Annotated in this window: 17 protein-coding genes; 8 read left to right on the forward strand and 9 right to left on the reverse strand. The window is 45.6% G+C overall.

Going from position 1 to position 17,585, the window contains the following annotated elements; translation table 11 throughout:
* Window positions 1-89: 89 nt before the first annotated feature.
* Together FKN08_RS14790 and FKN08_RS14795 are read right to left on the reverse strand one after the other, a co-directional pair.
* Window positions 90-857, reverse strand: coding sequence for a hypothetical protein (locus FKN08_RS14790; RefSeq protein ID WP_020841655.1), 768 nt, complete (start codon window positions 855-857; stop codon window positions 90-92).
* Between the two features lie 455 nt (window positions 858-1,312).
* Window positions 1,313-2,449 carry an MBL fold metallo-hydrolase gene (locus FKN08_RS14795; protein ID WP_170892506.1) on the reverse strand — a complete coding sequence of 379 codons (1,137 nt, stop codon included), beginning with the start codon at window positions 2,447-2,449 and terminating at the stop codon, window positions 1,313-1,315.
* A gap of 180 nt (window positions 2,450-2,629) precedes the next feature.
* On the opposite strand from FKN08_RS14795, the gene FKN08_RS14800 reads away from it, so the two are divergent.
* Window positions 2,630-2,875, forward strand: a complete 246-nt coding sequence (locus FKN08_RS14800) for a Rho-binding antiterminator (RefSeq protein WP_170892408.1) — start codon at window positions 2,630-2,632, stop codon at window positions 2,873-2,875.
* A 96-nt stretch (window positions 2,876-2,971) separates the two neighbouring features.
* Here FKN08_RS14800 and FKN08_RS14805 read toward each other — a convergent pair whose 3' ends face one another.
* From FKN08_RS14805 to ompW, 3 genes are all read right to left on the reverse strand, one after another.
* Complete coding sequence (locus FKN08_RS14805) at window positions 2,972-4,462, reverse strand: MDR family MFS transporter (protein WP_170892409.1); 1,491 nt, start codon at window positions 4,460-4,462, stop codon at window positions 2,972-2,974.
* A complete protein-coding gene (locus tag FKN08_RS14810; protein WP_170892410.1) occupies window positions 4,459-5,484 on the reverse strand; it encodes an HlyD family secretion protein in 1,026 nt (341 codons plus the stop codon). The genes FKN08_RS14805 and FKN08_RS14810 overlap by 4 nt, the downstream gene beginning before the upstream one ends.
* Before the next feature lie 214 nt (window positions 5,485-5,698).
* Complete coding sequence (ompW, locus tag FKN08_RS14815; protein WP_054575255.1) at window positions 5,699-6,340, reverse strand: outer membrane protein OmpW; 642 nt, start codon at window positions 6,338-6,340, stop codon at window positions 5,699-5,701.
* Between the two features lie 496 nt (window positions 6,341-6,836).
* Between ompW and FKN08_RS14820 the strand changes: the two genes are divergently transcribed.
* The 3 genes from FKN08_RS14820 to FKN08_RS14830 are packed head-to-tail and all read left to right on the forward strand — an operon-like array spanning window position 6,837 to window position 8,467.
* The gene (locus FKN08_RS14820) at window positions 6,837-7,487 is read left to right on the forward strand and encodes a Qnr family pentapeptide repeat protein (protein ID WP_170892411.1); all 651 of its coding nucleotides are present in this window, start codon (window positions 6,837-6,839) and stop codon (window positions 7,485-7,487) included.
* Between the two features lie 9 nt (window positions 7,488-7,496).
* The gene (locus tag FKN08_RS14825) at window positions 7,497-7,808 is read left to right on the forward strand and encodes a cupin domain-containing protein (RefSeq protein ID WP_170892412.1); all 312 of its coding nucleotides are present in this window, start codon (window positions 7,497-7,499) and stop codon (window positions 7,806-7,808) included.
* A gap of 38 nt (window positions 7,809-7,846) precedes the next feature.
* Complete coding sequence (locus FKN08_RS14830) at window positions 7,847-8,467, forward strand: HAD-IB family hydrolase (protein ID WP_170892413.1); 621 nt, start codon at window positions 7,847-7,849, stop codon at window positions 8,465-8,467.
* A 116-nt stretch (window positions 8,468-8,583) separates the two neighbouring features.
* Here FKN08_RS14830 and FKN08_RS14835 read toward each other — a convergent pair whose 3' ends face one another.
* Together FKN08_RS14835 and FKN08_RS14840 are read right to left on the reverse strand one after the other, a co-directional pair.
* A complete protein-coding gene (locus FKN08_RS14835; RefSeq protein ID WP_170892414.1) occupies window positions 8,584-9,762 on the reverse strand; it encodes a lytic polysaccharide monooxygenase in 1,179 nt (392 codons plus the stop codon).
* 215 nt (window positions 9,763-9,977) lie between these two features.
* On the reverse strand, window positions 9,978-10,418 hold the full coding sequence (locus tag FKN08_RS14840) for an Lrp/AsnC family transcriptional regulator (protein ID WP_170892415.1): 441 nt from the start codon (window positions 10,416-10,418) through the stop codon (window positions 9,978-9,980).
* 114 nt (window positions 10,419-10,532) lie between these two features.
* Here FKN08_RS14840 and FKN08_RS14845 point away from each other — a divergent pair, with 114 nt between their 5' ends.
* The 3 genes from FKN08_RS14845 to FKN08_RS14855 all read left to right on the forward strand — a co-directional run bounded on the left by FKN08_RS14845 (window position 10,533) and on the right by FKN08_RS14855 (window position 14,281).
* Window positions 10,533-11,117, forward strand: a complete 585-nt coding sequence (locus FKN08_RS14845) for a LysE family translocator (protein ID WP_048625534.1) — start codon at window positions 10,533-10,535, stop codon at window positions 11,115-11,117.
* Window positions 11,118-11,373: 256 nt separating this feature from the next.
* Window positions 11,374-13,296 (forward strand): S9 family peptidase, encoded by a 1,923-nt coding sequence (locus FKN08_RS14850; protein WP_170892416.1) that lies wholly within the window; start codon window positions 11,374-11,376, stop codon window positions 13,294-13,296.
* A gap of 211 nt (window positions 13,297-13,507) precedes the next feature.
* On the forward strand, window positions 13,508-14,281 hold the full coding sequence (locus FKN08_RS14855; protein WP_114322655.1) for a siderophore-interacting protein: 774 nt from the start codon (window positions 13,508-13,510) through the stop codon (window positions 14,279-14,281).
* A 100-nt stretch (window positions 14,282-14,381) separates the two neighbouring features.
* Here FKN08_RS14855 and FKN08_RS14860 read toward each other — a convergent pair whose 3' ends face one another.
* Window positions 14,382-15,254: a LysR family transcriptional regulator gene (locus tag FKN08_RS14860; RefSeq protein WP_005391982.1), complete on the reverse strand. Its 873-nt coding sequence runs from the start codon at window positions 15,252-15,254 to the stop codon at window positions 14,382-14,384.
* A gap of 80 nt (window positions 15,255-15,334) precedes the next feature.
* On the reverse strand, window positions 15,335-16,141 hold the full coding sequence (locus FKN08_RS14865) for an arylamine N-acetyltransferase (protein WP_170892417.1): 807 nt from the start codon (window positions 16,139-16,141) through the stop codon (window positions 15,335-15,337).
* A gap of 293 nt (window positions 16,142-16,434) precedes the next feature.
* Between FKN08_RS14865 and FKN08_RS14870 the strand changes: the two genes are divergently transcribed.
* The gene (locus FKN08_RS14870) at window positions 16,435-17,583 is read left to right on the forward strand and encodes an S-(hydroxymethyl)glutathione dehydrogenase/class III alcohol dehydrogenase (RefSeq protein ID WP_046875600.1); all 1,149 of its coding nucleotides are present in this window, start codon (window positions 16,435-16,437) and stop codon (window positions 17,581-17,583) included.
* The last annotated feature ends 2 nt before the right edge of the window (window positions 17,584-17,585 follow it).

Below are 17,585 nucleotides of genomic sequence, written 5' to 3' on the forward strand. Positions count from 1 at the left end.
TTTATATTCTCATTTATATAAATGAGTGTTTTTAGTGTGCAGAAGCCCGGCTCGCACTAAATAAGCACAAGCTTCCGATAATTATTCTTTTATTTTTCTTTAGCGATAGTGATGGCTTTTAATAAATCGCCATTAATATTCGGAATTGTGTCAGCCAAAAATATCTGATTACCAGGTGTAAAAGTGAGTAAAACGTTTTTTAGTCGTTGACTGTTTTCACTGGTTTTATTTTGAACATCAAACTCAATTAATTTGTTGTACACTTCATTTGCCAGCTTTTCTTCTTGTTCTTCGGTAATCGCAATACGTCCAACACAAATTGGGGGTCGAATATCGTGACTAAACACTTCTTCACGAAAGCGCTGTGCAAATAGCGTGTCTAAATTTGAACCTTCTTCAAAAATAAAGCGGCCTGTATCTTTAAATTGATAGTGTTTATCCCCTTTCAGTTCAATGTAATCCATCATTTCTAGTGCACGTAAATAGAGCGCAACGGAAGTATCACTCAGCTGGTATCTCCGTGCGATCTCTTCTAAAGACCACTCAGGTCGACGCAAAAGATAAAGAAAATCAAATAAGTGAGGATATTGATGAAAAATCTCACTGTTGGTGTCGGTGATAAACTGTTCACTCTCTTGCTGCAGTTGCTTACCTCGCATGGATAACTCAACCAAATCCGTATCAAGGTGCGTGGCGTACAACAAGATTTTATCTAAACCAAGAGACGTATTGTGAAGCTGCCTTTTTATAGTGGAAAGCGGGATTCCAAGTCCAATAGAAAGCTCGGAATATCCAATGCCTTTTTCTTTTATTTTTTCTCGTAAAGCAGCAAGTAAATACGTTGCAGAATTATTCATCTAACAATGCCTGTATTTTATTTATTCAGCATCCATGATGATAAATTCAAGAGAGTCCTACTCTTGTGATTTTGGTCTCAATATTCTATCTTGTTGGCGTAAAACATATCTTATCCATTAAATTTTTTACTTTTCTTTAACTGGATGTATTTTACCCACCCTGAACAAGTTATGGCCATTTCTCTATGGGCTTATCAAGATAATAGTCAGTATAATTGTTTTGAAGAGTAAAATTAAGATGGCAAAGATTTTTACTAAAACTTTTCTGATAAGAGCGCAAATTTTCAGATGAAAAGTATCAAAAAATGACACCAATCGATTTATAAAAGCGTGAGATCACAATTGGAAAGTGAACCTATGGAAATTTTTAATTTCAATGACCAGTAAAAACCTTGTTATATTCTGAAAATAACAAGGTTAATTTATAAAATAATTATTGAAGTAAGATCATATTATTAAGTCAAAATTATATCTGGCTCACATATTTCTTTTTCTCGCCACCATTGTTTATTTATATGTTCTTGATGAACGTAAAAACTCTCCCCCGGCATTGGCGTCAGCAGCGTTATATGTTCTTTTTGACAATGGGTAAGCAAATCTAAAATCGGTTCGTCCCAGCGGTGAGTAAACAGTTCGTATGTAGCCCAATGTACTGGCAACAGTTTTTTCGCATTTAAATCGCGAAACGCTTGCACGGTATGATGAGCCTGCATGTGCCCCCAGTTTTCGACCGGATAACCTTGGTCTTTCACATCGGCAGCCACTTCCAAACAGGCAATGTCGATTGGCCCACATCGCTGTGCGATCTCAGAAAAGTGCGAATCGTAAGCTGAATCGCCACTAAAATAGAGCGTCTCTTCTTTGCCTTTGATGACCCAAGAAGCCCACAAGGTCGAGTTTTTATCGAAATAAGTACGACCCGAATTATGGTTAGCGGGCGTACAAATCAGTTCGATTCCGGCATAGTGCACGCTATCCCACCAGTCGAATTCCACGATGTTGTCTGCGCAAACGCCCCACTTTATCAGATGCTTGCCAACCCCTAAGGGTACATAGAACGTCACGGGCTTATCGGCGTAGAAACGTATGGTCGATGCTTCTAAATGGTCGTAATGATCGTGCGAAATCACGATAATTTCAGGAATCGGCAAACAATCTCTGGCGTGAGTATTGGGAATATTGCGTTCAAACCACGCTTTTGCGATGAACGGAGAAGCGTAATCAAATACCGGATCGGTCAAAATTCGAATGCCATCTACCTCCACCAGCATAGTGGAATGGCCCAGCCAAGTAAGGCGCATCGATTCACTTCGCTGCGCAAACTGTGTAGGTTGAATTGGGGAATGTGGCAGATGTTGGTTAGGACTCAACGGCGTTCTACCACCAAGATAACTCCAACACACCTGCCAGAATGATTGCGGACTAGGCACATTTGGCATCTCGTTTTTAACGCGGCCGTTTTCAAATTGAGGCGAGTGGTGAACACGGTGCGCCAACTGCGCATGGTAGGTTTGAGGGGAAATCAGTGAACTTGGCTTTTGTGTCTTTTGTTCACTCGTTAGGTATGTGCGCTTAAGTATCGTTTCAGACATATCGTAGTTTTGTCTCGCTTGCGAACGCTCAACAGTAGGTTTATTAAAACGTGCGTGTATGTCTATTTCGTGACCAAAATGAGGTATAAGATGAAGATTCAGTTTCAATCAAACGTCTTCTATTTAAGGAAACGGTTCTCAAACCTTCTTAATACTGCGTCGGTTTGAAAGGAGAAAACTATGGTGACTTGCAGCCAATACGATTTTATTGAAATCGCCTGTATGTTTAAGCTCCCGATCGAGATCACACTAAAAAATGGTGAAACTCATCAGGGCAACGCGTTCGACACAGGCTACGACATGCAGCGACAAGAGTGCTTGTTTTTAGATATGGATGGTAAGCACATCGCCTTCCCGACTGAACAATTAGTCGCAATGCGCGCGCTCAAAGCCAATCCGCATTTTGACGAAGTGACGTTTGAGTAAACGTCCGTCTTTCATTGACACCGTCCAATAAAAAACACCTCTCAAGCAAATACAACTTGAGAGACGTTCTCTGACACGATTCACCGGAACTTGTTGTTATTCACGCGACCTGATGAAAACCAGCATCGGCATCATGATCACGAACATCACTCCCACAAGCTGGAAGGTGTGCACAAACGCGACCATTTGCGATTGCTGTTGCAACATCTGTTGGTATTGCTCTAACGCAACCGGATCGGTAATAGAAAGCCCCTGATTGGCCGCCCAGTCATGTAAGTTAGGATTATAAGGATTGATACCCTCTCCCAGCGCATGCCATTGCTGCTGACTATCACGATATTGGAACGTGGTGGCGATAGAGATACCAAACGAACTACCAATGGTACGGAACAAATTGTAAATACTTGCCGCCGCGACAGATTGCTCTTTCGGAATCGTTAAATACGCCAAGGTGGACAGCGTCGAGAAGGTTAAACCAAGCCCCATGCCCTGAATCATACTCGGCATCACAATCCAAAATGTATCGATCTGCAGTGAGTATTGCGTCATCAAATAACTACCAATCCCGATGCAGCTCAAGCCAAAGACTATTTTGATTCTGGGATCGAATTGCGGATTGAGCTTAATCACCAAAATCAACATCGCCGCTGACGCCAACCCACGCGGTGCCATTAATAAGCCAGTGGTTGAGACCGGATAATCCAGCAAACTTTCCAACAACATCGGTTGTTGAGTCGTCAGACCAAACATCGCCATCGACACCACGGCAATCATCAACGACGAGACCATAAGATTTCGGTCTTTAAGCAGCCATAATGGCGCTATTGGGCTTTTGGTTTTCCAACTACGATAGATCCACATCACCAATCCCATGACTGCGAGCAATATCGCCGTCTGGATCATGCGTGAGTTGAGCCAGTCTTCTTCGTTACCTTTATCCAACACAAACTGCAACGCGCCCACACCTAACGCCATGTAACCGATGATCCACCAGTCAAAGTTAGGTTTGGATTTGTTGTCGATGTGGATATAGCGATAAATCAAAGAGGTACAGATCAAACCGAATGGCAAGTTGATGTAAAAAATCCAGCGCCAGTTGATGTTGTCGGTGATCACGCCACCCACAACTGGGCCCAAAATAGGACCAAGCAAAATGCCGATGGAGAAAATCGCCATCGCTTTGCCTTTTTGCTCATACGGATAAATCTGCACTAACGTCGACTGCGCCAATGGAATCACCGACGCGCCGAAAGCGCCTTGGATAATGCGAAATAGCACCATCTCTTCAAGAGACTGTGCTTGCCCACAAAGCGCACTGGCAATCACAAAACCGATCACAGCAACCAGCATGACTTTGCGTTCACCAAAGCGCGACACCCAGAAACTGGTCATCGGAATGAAGATCGCTTCCGCCATGCTGTAACCCGTCAGCACCCACGTAATTTGGTCTGCTGTTGCGCCCAACGCGCCCATCATGTGCGATAGCGACACGTTCGCAACTGTCATATCGATTAACACCATGATGGCAGAAAGCATCACGGCGACGGTGGCAATTCCCCGTTTGTCTGCCGTAATTTGATGGTTCATTGCACGCTACTTTGCAAATCAATGGTGACTTCTGAGCTCGCACCCACGCGAAGTTGCGGCGCATCGGCTGGTACTTCTAATGCCAAACGTACAGGGAAACGCTGTTTGATTTTAACCCAGTTACCCGTTGCGTTTTCTGGTGGCATCAAGGAGAACGATGTACCACTCGCAGGCGACAGCTGTTCTACCGTTGCTTTCCACACCACGTCTGGGTACATATCAATCACCACATCCGCATACATGCCAGGTTTGATATGCGTAAGATCGGTTTCTTTAAAATTCGCGCGTACCCAGTAGCTGTCTTTTAAAATTACAGGGAACAGCGTTTGACCCACGCTAACGACCGAGCCCACGTGCGTATTGATTTCACCGGCAATGCCATCCACTGGTGACGTAATGTCGGTGTAACTCAAGTTCAGCTCCGCTTGCGCTAACTGTGCTGCCGCTTGTTGAACGACCGCAGCCTCTGCGCCTTCTTCACCACGGTTCGCAATGGCTTTTTCTACCGTCGCGCGCGCTTGCTCTAGGCTCGCTTGGGCATTGGCTAGTTTGTTTTTCGCCGTATCTAAATCTTGGTACGACGCCAGTTTGCGTTTCACCAGTGAGTCTGTACGTTTGTACTCCACTTGAGCTTCTGTCAGGTTAGAGCGCGCCGCATCTAAGCCCGCTACGGCTTCAGTTACCTGCTTATCGGCAACGTCATGTTGCTGGACCGCCAATTGGTATGCCGCTTTTGCTTGCTTCACTGCCAACAGATATGGGCGTGAATCTATCTTCAGCAGTAGGTCACCTTTATTAACAGATTGGAAATCTTTGGCATCCACAGAAACCACTTGGCCTTTTACCTGAGGCGCTACCGACAAAATTTTTGCCCTAACGTAGGCATCTTCCGTGCTTGGATGACTGTCAGAATACTGCCAAGACCAATACATCGCACCAAATGCGATAACACAGAGAGTAAAGAAAAGAGTTTTTACCAGCTTAGATCTGGAGGAAGAATGCTTCGCGATGTCGCCGCTCATTTATATTGTCCACTTGTTCAATTATGTGATCAGTGTAGGACTTTTCGATCTTCGGACAATAAAATGATCTGCAAGGTAAAGATCCAATTTTGCGTGTTGCTAAGTTGAGTAAATGATGTGCAATCAAAACGAGGATAAAAAAGAGGGGCAGTCCCCGTAACCGCCCCCAAAGTCATGCCAATAATAGTAATGTGCGTGTAACTACTGGTTTTTCTTAGAACTTGTAACCGCCGCTGATCATAAATACCCAAGGGTTAATTTTGACGTCGGTTTTTTGCTTCGCTCCACCTGCTTTGTAAGTTGCTTCTGTTTCAATGTTTGCGTACCACGCAGCAGCGTTGAGGAACCATTGATCGTTGATCATGTAATCCACACCAATATTCGCTGCTAGACCGAATGAGTCATCCAACTTAAGATCTGAAAGACCAGCGCCTTTACCCGTGCTATTGAAGCCCTCATCAAAGAACATGGTGTAGTTGAGACCTGCACCAACGTATGGACGGAACTTACTTTGTGGCTCGCCAAAGTAGTACTGCACCATTAGCGTTGGTGGTAAATGTTTGGTTTTCGCGATATCACTACCAACCAAATCTGTCGAAATATCGTGGCTGAATGGTGTTGCTGCTAGAAGCTCTAGGCTGATGTTATCTGTGAACATGTAGCCAAACGTCAAACCAAGCTGCGTATTTGAATCCACTTTCAATTCTTCTTGAGAACCAAGAATCTTATCGCTGCTGTCATTAGGAACGACAGACGCCGCACCAACACGAAGAACGAAGTCACCTTGTTTATGAGCGAAAACACTTGGTGACACGAGTGCAGCAACCACTGCTAGACTGCAGATTGTTTTTTTCATTTTTTATTTCCTTTTATAGGGCTTCGTTATGTCGTACCCAAAGGTGTGCCTGCTGACTGGCCTTAGATTTCAAGTAAACTCAGCGCCTTGAAGCACACGGGCATCTATATTTTTTTGAGCTGCGCGCAATCTAGCACATAGAAACCCTACTATTTTGATGGAAATCAATTTGTGAAAAATATAGGTTTTTTGTATAGAGAAACGCCATACCGATCAACAAATTATGCAAATCGGATACAATTCTGTAATGCAAACTGTGCGTGTGAGAAGCCATGCCTACTCAAAAACACGAATCCTCTCGCTAGGGCTCGTAGCCAGCAAAAACTTTTTTCTTCCTCTACGTCTTCTATTTTCAAAAAACAACCCCCTTAAAACGCTCGTTTGACCCCTTAAAATTGCGATTTGAGTGGTTTGTAAAACACTGAAATACAAGAAGTTATTTTTCTGGAAAATCAGTCACTTGGAGTGCTAGTCTGCTCGCAGCTAAGGAGAAGACATGTTAAAAACCGATCTCATTTTTGAACGAGAAAACTTTTCTCATCACGATTTTCAGAATGCCACCTTTAAAAACTGCCACTTTTATATGTGCAGTTTCGACCATGCCGATCTGCGCGATGCTAAGTTCATCGACTGTCGCTTTATCGAATCCAAAGCGCTAGAAGGGTGTAGTTTTCGCTTCGCGAACTTAAAAGACGCCAGCTTTACGAACTGTATGTTGGCGATGAGCCTGTTTAACGGCGCAAATTGTATGGGCTTGGAGCTGCGTAAGTGCGATCTCAAAGGGGCAAACTTCCAAGGTGCGAACTTTGCTAATCGCGTCAGTAACACCATGTTTTTCTGTTCTGCTTTTATTACTGGCTGCAACCTCACCTACTGTAACTTCGAGCGAGTGTTACTAGAAAAATGTGACCTCTTTGAAAACCGTTGGAACGGTGCGAACCTAGCAGGGGCAACTCTCAAAGGCTCGGATTTATCTCGCTGCGAATTCTCGCCAGAACAATGGGGAACCTTTAACGTTGAGCAATGTGATCTGACTCATGTCGAACTAGAGGGGCTGGATGTTCGTCGCGTTTCTCTATTTGGTGTTAAAATTTGTGATTGGCAACAAGAGCAATTGCTTGCGCCTTTTGGACTGATCATTATCTAAGGAAAGGCCATGAACCTGTTTAAAGACTTACCGAATAACCTCGACGAGGAAGTGTTCGAAGACCTGCTGACCCACAAAAACCTGCGTATAGAACGCATTGTCTCAACAGGGCAAACCTCGCCCAAAAGTGGCTGGTACGATCAAGAAGAACATGAATGGGTATTAGTTCTTCAAGGAACTGGAGAGCTGACTTTTGAATCAGGTGTAGTGCAACGGCTTGAAGCAGGCGATAACGTGACAATTCCGGCTCATACCAAACACAAAGTGAGCTGGACTGACCCAACGCAAGAAACCATTTGGTTGGCAGTGTTTTATCAATAAACACAAAACGATCTTAAATCGAAAAATAGGCTCTGAATTTGCTCGATACTACCAAGCCGTCACTGGCACTGTTTGATTTTGATGGCACCATCACCCGAGAGGATATGTTTAGCCTTTTCCTCCACTATTCTGCTTATGGCCTGCGCAAGCGAGTAGGAAAGGTCGCTATCATGCCATTTTATGCGCTGTACAAACTAGGAGTGTTACCCGCTCGTCTTATGCGTCCGCTCAGCAGTTTTATTGCATTTTCAGGGAAAGAAACGCAGCAAATTGAAGCGATTGGCGCTCAGTTTGCCCATGAAGTGATCCCGCTGTACTTACGGCCAGAAGCGATGGAAAGGTTGGCGTGGCATCAACACAGAGGCGATACCATTGTGGTGGTGTCGGCATCACTCAATGCGTATCTCAAGCCTTGGTGTGAAGCGAACGGTTACCACTTGCTGTGCAGTGAACTGATCTCAGAGCAGCCAAAACTGAGTGGCTTTTACCAGCAAGGTGATTGCAGTTTAGAAAGAAAAGTCTCGCGTGTTAAGGCGGCGTTTTCGCTCGACGAGTTTGCGTCTATTTATGCCTACGGTGATACACACGAAGACATTCCGATGCTCAAACTGGCAGACTACGCGATGCTCAACTGGATCGAGTGGAGAGCAAGCGAATAACGATATGTGCTCTGGTTTTCAAGACAACCACTCCGCCAAAGTGGTCGTTTTAGACTGAAAAAACAAACCCTTCTCACATGAGAAGGGTTTTATTGATCAGGGCCCGAATAACTGGCTTAACGCCATACACCCCATTGACCCGTTGTGCCTGGTTCCTCACCAGACGTCCACCACTGGGCAGTCCATTCTTTGCCGTTGTGCGTCACCACATCACCTTGGTTGTATACGGCCGCCTTGTCCCACAAGTTGGTTGGTTCAACTGGTGGCGTTACATCCGCTTTGATAAGTGACAACGCATAACTGAAGTCTGCACTTGGCGCTAATACTTGGTTCGCATTCACGTTGTTACTATCGAACATGTAGTGGCTCATCTCTTGATGCCAAATGCCCACGTACCAATCGCCCGTTTGCTGCGCATTAAATTGATCCGCAATTTCTGCCGCCCAAGTCGTCGTATTGTTTGCGCTGATTGGTAGTGAAATATCAACAATTTCATTGCCTGTCGCATTAAACGTACGGAAACGGATGGTGTCACCCGCTTCTACTGGCCCAAAACCCTGCTGAACAAAGTAGCCCAGAGATGTCAGATTGTTGCCCGGTTCGGTGGGATCAACAGGGTCAGTCGGTGGCGTCGTGCCCGTTCCGTTTAACGTAATGTCACTACAGTTGTAGAAACCTTCCCCAGCAACATCAATGCGCTGCCAACGAGTATAAAGCACCGCGTCGCCGGAACGATCAGCAGGGAAAGTCACCTGAATACGGTAGCGTTTTTCCGCATCAACATACACATCACCTGCGGTGTCGATCAGCTCTAAATCACTCCAAGTAAGAGGTTTTGAATCATCATAAGTCGGCTTGGTGAGATAGAATTCCCAGTACGATGGGTTGTGCGGCGCCTTGCCGTAAAACACCAATTCAATCTGGTTATTTGCATCTGGCGTAACATTGGTGCGCTGCCAGTTTGGAGAAGGAATGTTCAAACCTTTTTTAGCCGCGTCTCCAGCAGAACACAGTTCGCCATCACGGACTACGGCTTTAACATGCTCCATATCTCGGTAATTTGGTACGTTTGCTGCAATTTCACTGCGCTGCACAAACGGGTAAGCACCAGATTCTTCAAAAGCCGCTTGACACGCTTGGTTGGGGATCTCATTAGTCCAAAAGCCACCGTCTAAATAACACGTATTTTGACGAGCGCTTGGAAATTCTACCCAGCCGTGGGCATTGACGTTAAATGAGCTCAATGCGGCAACAGCGCTTAAGCTCAAAAGAGGAAGTGTTACATGTGATTTCATCGTTCATCCTTAAATTTGCTGACTCGCCGCTCATGAACACAAGCGGTTTAAGCAAAACTAGCAGGATGAGATTATTTCGAAGGTGAGAATAAAGGTGGAAATTGTAAGAGTGCCATCTGCTTTCCAGCATTTGTTGTGTACTTATCTCATACTCGACTGACTCTTTCGAGTCACTTCAAATTCATGTGCCACAAAACCATGCCATTCTTGACCGACTAACGTTCGTCTTTCGGTGTGTCCATTACTACCATGGTTGTGATCGACTTGACGTGCTCACACTCACCCAGTACATCGGCATGGAACGCTTTATATGCGGCTAAACTTTGCGTTTCTACACGTATTAAATATTCGTTGGCTCCCGTAATGTTGTGACATTCCACCACTTCATCCACAAAGCGCACGTGTTCTTCAAAACCAAGCTGTGCTTGCTTAGAGTGCGAGGCCAAACCAATCGACACATAAGCAACAAAACCCACGCCAAGTTGCTGATTATCCAGTACCGCTCGGTAGCCTTTGATCACGCCTTTACGCTCTAAATCTTGCACTCGGCGTAAGGTTGCAGACGGAGATAAACCAACGCGTTCCGACAGCTCCACATTGGAGATTCTTCCGTCTAGCTTGAACACTTGCAATATTCTTTCGTCAAATCTATCCATGATGATGTTTCATTGCTTATTTAGTTTCTAATCATCAAATAAAAGCACAATATTGACCTCAGTTCTACTTATAGTTGTTCTCAACTTATCGAGAACTGATTCAAGGAACAATCTATGGAATATCATCAACTAGGCGCTTTGGCGTTGTTCGCTTTTGTCTCCACTTTTACGCCGGGTCCCAATAACATTATGTTGATGACCTCAGGGGCAAATGTTGGCTTTAAACGCACCATTCCACACATGTTGGGCATTACCTTCGGTTTTGGTGCCATGCTGATTTTAGTAGGCATTGGTTTGATGAGCCTCTTCAACGCTTACCCGATTACTCACTCCATTTTGAAAGTATTGAGCTTGAGTTATTTGCTGTACTTGACGTACAAAATCGCCACGAGCGGCAAAACCGAAGCAAAACACGATTTTCGCCCAATGTCTTTTTTAGGGGCGGTGGCATTCCAATGGGTGAACCCAAAGGGTTGGTCGATGGCGTTAACGGCTATTACCGTGTACAGCAGCGGTGGCGCATGGCTAGAGCTGACTTTTATCGCGGGTATCTTCTGCTTAGCTAACTTGCCATCGGTAACATTTTGGACTGCGGCAGGCATGCAACTTCAACGCTGGTTGACCACATCTAGGCGTGTAAAAGGGTTTAACTATGGGATGGCAGCGCTTTTACTGCTGTCGACTATCCCAATGATATAGAAGACAAAATAGCCGTAAAACCGTGATCTAATACAAAGTTCAGGTAGATACTGAATCAATAATCACAATCTAACGCCACTTTTGGACAATGCCAGGGTCATAGTAGCGAAGCAATGCGCTATTTATTAAAGGCACACTAATCATAAGCCACAGCTATTTTTAATGTTCGTTGCTTGCTCGCAGTAACTGCGATGAATCTATCACCCTGGCCAAAAGCTCATGAGCTTAAGGTCCTTTACACAAGGAGCGTTACACAATGCACACTCGCAAGCTTATTCTTGCTGCCACTTTTGGATTATTATTGGCGGGTTGCAGTCAAACATCCACCACAACCAATGCTGAAATGATTCCACCCGAGTATCCAGTGGATTATTTCTTTAAAAACAGCGAAGTTTCTAGCTATCAAATCTCTCCTGCTGGTGACTACATCTCAATGATGAAGCCATGGCAAGACCGTAAGAACGTCTTTGTTTATCCCACAGATAACCCCGATCAGATAAAACGCGTCACATCCGTAACAGGGCGCGACATTGCATACTACTACTGGGTTGGCGAAGACACCGTAATTTACTCTCGTGATACGGGAGGAGATGAGAACTTTTATCTCGTGACGGTTAATGTCAAAACAGGCGAAGAGAAAACCATCACACCGACATCCGGTGTTGTGGCATACGTTATCGACACACTAGACAATCAACCCGATGACATTTTGATTTCGAGTAACGAGCGTAACCCGCAAGTCTTTGATGTCTATCGACATAATCTAAAAACAGGCGAAAATACTCTCGTCGCGCAAAACCCGGGCAATGTGCGCTCATGGGGTACCGATCACGATGGCAACATTCGTGTCATCACCACATCAGATGGTGTTAATATCTCCGTTTTATATCGCGATACGGTTGAAGATGAATTTAAGCCGCTAAAGAATCTCACTTTCAAAGAGAGCTTTAGCCCCATTTCATTCACGCCGGACAACAAAAACTTATATGTGGCATCACGAATTACGCGTGATAAATCAGCCATCGTTGAATACGATGTAAAAGCCAATAAAGAAATACGAGAAATCTTCTCTCACCCGGAAGTTGACGTGAATAGCGCTCACTACTCTGAAGCGCTTAATAAGCTGGTTTCAGTCTCTTACGTGACAGATAAAAACCACTATCACTTCTTAGATGATTCTTACCAACAAACCTTCGAGCGCCTCTCAGAGAAACTGCCAAATGTAGAAATTTCTGTAACTAGTGCGACGCGAGATGAAAGTAAAATGATTGTCGTCACCTACAGCGATGTCGATCGACCAAATTACTACTTCTACGATCGTAAAGCAGACAAATTGGAGAAATTGGCAGAAAACGCTCCATGGCATAAGCCAGAACATATGGCGAAGATGACGCCTATCCAATACACCGCTCGCGATGGAGAAACCATTCATGGGTACCTAACGCTGCCGAAGGGTCGAGAGGCCAAAGATCTGCCTTTGCTTGTGCTCCCACACGGCGGTCCATGGGCTCGTGATCACTGGGGATTTCAGCCTGAGGTACAATTATTCGCTAACCGTGGTATCGCAGTGCTGCAAATGAACTTCAGGGGCTCAACTGGTTATGGTCGCGAGTTTTGGGAGAAGTCGTTCAAGCAATGGGGACAATCCATGCAGGATGACATTACCGACGGTGTCAAATGGGCTACCGAACAAGGTTACGCACAAGATGGCAACGTATGTATTTATGGTGCCTCTTATGGCGGCTACGCAACTCTGGCGGGGGTGACATTCACTCCTGATTTATATAAGTGCGGAATCGACTACGTTGGCGTATCTAACTTATTTACCTTTATGGACTCCATTCCACCTTATTGGGCACCATTCCTTGCAATGTTACACGAGCAAGTAGGCAATCCGAATGATCCTGAAGACGCGAAAATGATGAAAGCCTACTCACCAGTGTTCCATGTCGACCAAATTAAGGCACCTTTATTGGTCCTACAAGGTGCACAAGATCCACGCGTGGTGAAGAGCGAGTCAGACCAAATCGTTGATGCACTGCGCGAACGAGGCGTCGAGGTCGAATACATCGTGAAAGAAAATGAGGGGCACGGATTCCGCTCTTTGGAGAACCGTCTTGATGGTTACCAAGCGATGGATAGATTCCTAAAAACACATTTACTTGAGCAGACTCAGTAAGCCTTTACATCGTTAAGTTCGAAAGGGCATGTTAGCGTGCCCTTTCTTATTTTTTCTACGTATTTTGCTCGACCCAGTCCCCAGTACTACTGCAATACTCCAATAATCCAGCTCAATTCACAGTGTAAATTTATATAAAGACACTACCCTCTTATGAGAGATCTTGATAACCTTAAATGAGAAAGAGAATAATTATCGAGTAGAGTCAAAGATGAAGAAGAAGCCTCAACCTAAAACGATTGTTGTCACAGATACAGAGACAATTACCCCAAATATGCAGCGTATTACTTTGCAAGGTGAAGCGCTAAGCCAGTTTCCACGCGACTGCGAAGGTAGCTACATCAAGCTATTGTTCAATGAGATGGGCGGTACCGATTTGAGTACGCTAAGCGACGATGACCGACCATTAATGCGAACCTATACTATTCGTCGTTTCCATCCGGAAACACACACCATCGAAGTCGATTTTGTCCGCCACACCACACAAGATTTACAGTGTGGCTTTGCCGCGCGTTGGGCGATGGCCGCACAAAAAGGCGATACGATTAATATCGTAGGTCCAGGCAGTATCTCTAATTTGAATACCGAGGCTGACTGGTTCTTTATGGCCGCCGATATGACAGCACTTCCTGCTCTTTCAGCGAAAATTCGTACGCTACCAGAAGAGGCAAAAGGCTACGCCGTGATCAGTGTGATGTCTGCGGCAGACATCCAGCCTCTGCCCGCACCAACTGATATGGAGCTAATTTGGCTTACAGAAGGTCAAACCCTAGCAGAAGCGGTACGCGAACAAAAATGGCTAGATGGGGACGCTTCGATATGGTGTGCCTGTGAGTTCGATTCAATGCGCGCGCTACGCCAATACTTCCGCAACGAGAAAGAAGTTGATCGTGAAAATATCTACATCAGCAGCTATTGGAAGCAAGGCGTGTCGGAAGACGGGCACAAAGTGATTAAACGTGAAGACGCGGAATCCAATCAATAGTAATTCATGTCTGTGTAATTCAGGCTCTCACCCAAATTAATAACGCCCGGCATCACCGGGCGTTTTAGCAACATACCTTGTAATGAGGTACTTTAAACCGCTAATCAACAAGCTCTTGCGCCAAAAAATCGATCAATAACCGCACTTTTGGCGACAAATTGCGACTTTGCGGATACAGCGCCCAAATGCCTTCGCGATCATCACGGTAATCGGTCAGCACTTCGACCAACTCACCACTGTCTAATGCTTCTTGAACGTAGTAATCCGGCAACTGCACTAAACCCAGACCGCGTTTCGCTGCGTCCACCAAAGCAAAACCGCTGTTGCATTTAATCCGTCCCGACACGCGCAAAGACTTATCGCGTTTATTTTCTTTAAAGTGCCAATAGTCGACAGAGCCAACCAAGCACTGATGCCGCCCCAATTCCGACAACGTATGTGGCTCACCAAAACGCTCCAAATACATCGGACTGGCACACACATAGTTTTGGCGCGACGAAAGACGTTTAGCAATCATGCTGGAATCTTGCAAGCGGCCAAGACGAATCGCCACGTCCACACCTTGCTCAATCAAATCCAGCTTTTGGTTGGTCAGCACTAAATCAAGATCCACACGCGGGTACTTTTCCAAAAACTGATGCAAAAGCGGCGCGAGGTTCATTTCCCCATACGTCACAGGAGCCGTCACGCGCAGCAAACCGCGCGGTTCGGTCTGCATTTGCGTGACGGCAAGCTCGGCCAGTTCTAACCCTTCCACCAAATGTTTACACTGCTGGTAATAGAGTTGTCCGGCTTCAGACAGGGAGACTTTTCGCGTCGTGCGATGCAGCAATTTCACCGCAAGTCGTTCTTCAAGTGCTGATACCCGACGACTGATTTGTGCCACCGATGTTTTCAGCTTAGCTGCTGCTCCGGTAAAACTGTTGGTTTCCGCCACAGCAACAAATTCGCTGACCCCTTCCCAATTCGCCATGCTGTATTCCTGTCGACCTCTTTTAGACAAATAGTGATGAAAATATTCTCGTCGCGCTACGCTTTGAAAACGGGAGAACTTTACGCGTCAGGCAACGGACGAAGATCGCCGTACTGCGCATCAAGTTCAATGCCGAAGTGTTCTTTCAAGGCATCCAGATAAGCTTGGCCTGGCTCTAACTCCAATTCTGTCTGCTCACCTTGGCTGGTGTATTTGAGTGTGTAGTTAAGCAATGTCACCAACCCACTTTCTGTTGCTTTCGCCGCGACTCTTGCGCTGGTAAAACGCGAGTGAGGAGAAGTGGAAGTAAAAAAGTTGCCACACGCGATATCACCCGCAAACACAAACTCTAAATCGAAGCTATAAAGGTTGTTCCATGTGTCCGTTCCATCCGTTGACAACACTTGAAGGAAGTAACCAAACTGAGCATCTTCGACAAAGCGGAAGGTTTGTAAATCCGTCTGAATCACTTGGTTGAGGATAAACGGCAATGGCGCGCGCGGCGTATTGGAGCCAAAGCCCACATCGACAATCCATGCTTGTTCATCCAGCGTCACCAACGTGATTTGATGACTACGGCCCGTTGGTGTGCCCGACACATGCACACGTCCTAGTAAACTGCGTGCTTCAAATCCGAGAGTATTGAGTACCTCAAGCATTAAGCCATTCAATTCAAAGCAGTAACCACCGCGAGAGTGATACACGGTTTTTTGAATGATGTCTTCAATCTCAACAGAGATGCCGCGCTGCAACGCAATATCAAAGTTCTCAAACGGCAGGCTGCGGTGCTGTGCCACGTGTACTTTATGTAATGTTTCTAAATCGGCAGGTAGCTCTCTTGGCATACCGAGCTTGGTTAAATAGGCATTCAGATCCGTCTTGTTCATAATCACTCTTACTTCGCTGATGGGTTGATTGCGTTCTACTCTAGCCCCTCTACCTAACTTCAGGTCAACTGCCTTTTCCGCTTTCCCTTCCGCGTTGAGGAGGCATCACACTCTTGTTGTCTACTCACCTTACCATTATTACGTATATGTAAAAATCATTTTCAAAATGGACGGATTATCATTTTTATTGAAACACCTAGAATGGACATCAACAAAACGACGCAGCGCAGTAAGCAAACCTTAACTACGCTTATTACGTCACTCCATATACTGAGAATATAAAGGAAAATCCAATGACTGTTGAAATCAAACCTGGTCAAACTCACATCAAATCCAAGGCAATGGTTGCATGGGCCGCTGGCGAACCACTGAAAATGGAAGAAGTGGATGTACAGCTTCCTAAAGCGGGTGAAGTGCTAGTGCGCATCGTCGCAACAGGTGTTTGTCATACTGATGCGTTCACTCTGTCAGGCGACGATCCAGAAGGCATCTTCCCTTCTATTCTTGGTCACGAAGGTGGCGGCATTGTTGAAATGGTGGGCGAAGGTGTCACTAGCGTTAAGGTAGGCGACCACGTAATTCCACTGTACACCGCAGAATGTGGCGAGTGTAAGTTCTGTAAATCGGGCAAAACCAACCTTTGTCAGGCCGTGCGTGAAACACAAGGTAAAGGTCTGATGCCCGATGGTACAAGCCGTTTTTCTATCAACGGTGAAACCATCTTCCACTACATGGGTTGTTCTACTTTCTCTGAGTACACGGTACTCCCTGAAATCTCTCTAGCGAAAGTAAACAAAGATGCACCACTTGAAGAAGTGTGTCTGTTAGGTTGTGGCGTAACAACCGGTATGGGCGCAGTTATGAATACGGCAAAAGTTGAAAAAGGCGACACGGTTGCGATATTCGGTCTGGGTGGTATCGGTCTTTCAGCGATCATCGGTGCACGCATGGTGGGTGCAAGCCGCATCATCGGTATCGATATCAACGAAAGCAAATTCGATCTTGCAAAACAGCTAGGCGCAACCGATGTGATTAACCCACAGAAATTCGACAAGCCTATCCAAGAAGTGATTGTTGAAATGACTGACGGTGGTGTTGACTACTCTTTCGAATGTATCGGTAACGTAAACGTGATGCGTCAGGCACTTGAGTGTTGTCACAAAGGTTGGGGTGAGTCGGTGATCATCGGTGTTGCGGGTGCAGGTCAGGAGATCTCAACTCGTCCATTCCAGCTAGTAACTGGTCGTGTATGGCGTGGCTCGGCTTTCGGTGGTGTTAAAGGCCGCTCTGAGCTTCCAGAAATCGTAAACCGCTACATGGCGGGTGAGTTTGGCTTGCAAGAGTTCATTACTCACACGATGGGATTGGCAGACGTAAACAAAGCGTTTGATCTGATGCACGAAGGTAAGAGCATCCGTACTGTTATTCATATGGATCAATAATG

It is taken from the genome of Vibrio sp. 1-2 (7-a) (assembly GCF_013048515.1).
Classification (GTDB): Bacteria; Pseudomonadota; Gammaproteobacteria; order Enterobacterales; family Vibrionaceae; genus Vibrio; species Vibrio diabolicus.

What these genes read in the sequence shown, in the direction of transcription:
- FKN08_RS14790 (WP_020841655.1), bottom strand. Translation starts at nt 857, where the DNA reads ATGAATAATTCTGCAACGTATTTACTTGCTGCTTTACGAGAAAAAATA.
- FKN08_RS14795 (WP_170892506.1), bottom strand. Translation starts at nt 2,449, where the DNA reads ATGTCTGAAACGATACTTAAGCGCACATACCTAACGAGTGAACAAAAG.
- FKN08_RS14800 (WP_170892408.1), top strand. Translation starts at nt 2,630, where the DNA reads ATGGTGACTTGCAGCCAATACGATTTTATTGAAATCGCCTGTATGTTT.
- FKN08_RS14805 (WP_170892409.1), bottom strand. Translation starts at nt 4,462, where the DNA reads ATGAACCATCAAATTACGGCAGACAAACGGGGAATTGCCACCGTCGCC.
- FKN08_RS14810 (WP_170892410.1), bottom strand. Translation starts at nt 5,484, where the DNA reads ATGAGCGGCGACATCGCGAAGCATTCTTCCTCCAGATCTAAGCTGGTA.
- ompW (WP_054575255.1), bottom strand. Translation starts at nt 6,340, where the DNA reads ATGAAAAAAACAATCTGCAGTCTAGCAGTGGTTGCTGCACTCGTGTCA.
- FKN08_RS14820 (WP_170892411.1), top strand. Translation starts at nt 6,837, where the DNA reads ATGTTAAAAACCGATCTCATTTTTGAACGAGAAAACTTTTCTCATCAC.
- FKN08_RS14825 (WP_170892412.1), top strand. Translation starts at nt 7,497, where the DNA reads ATGAACCTGTTTAAAGACTTACCGAATAACCTCGACGAGGAAGTGTTC.
- FKN08_RS14835 (WP_170892414.1), bottom strand. Translation starts at nt 9,762, where the DNA reads ATGAAATCACATGTAACACTTCCTCTTTTGAGCTTAAGCGCTGTTGCC.
- FKN08_RS14840 (WP_170892415.1), bottom strand. Translation starts at nt 10,418, where the DNA reads ATGGATAGATTTGACGAAAGAATATTGCAAGTGTTCAAGCTAGACGGA.
- FKN08_RS14845 (WP_048625534.1), top strand. Translation starts at nt 10,533, where the DNA reads ATGGAATATCATCAACTAGGCGCTTTGGCGTTGTTCGCTTTTGTCTCC.
- FKN08_RS14850 (WP_170892416.1), top strand. Translation starts at nt 11,374, where the DNA reads ATGCACACTCGCAAGCTTATTCTTGCTGCCACTTTTGGATTATTATTG.
- FKN08_RS14855 (WP_114322655.1), top strand. Translation starts at nt 13,508, where the DNA reads ATGAAGAAGAAGCCTCAACCTAAAACGATTGTTGTCACAGATACAGAG.
- FKN08_RS14860 (WP_005391982.1), bottom strand. Translation starts at nt 15,254, where the DNA reads ATGGCGAATTGGGAAGGGGTCAGCGAATTTGTTGCTGTGGCGGAAACC.
- FKN08_RS14865 (WP_170892417.1), bottom strand. Translation starts at nt 16,141, where the DNA reads ATGAACAAGACGGATCTGAATGCCTATTTAACCAAGCTCGGTATGCCA.
- FKN08_RS14870 (WP_046875600.1), top strand. Translation starts at nt 16,435, where the DNA reads ATGACTGTTGAAATCAAACCTGGTCAAACTCACATCAAATCCAAGGCA.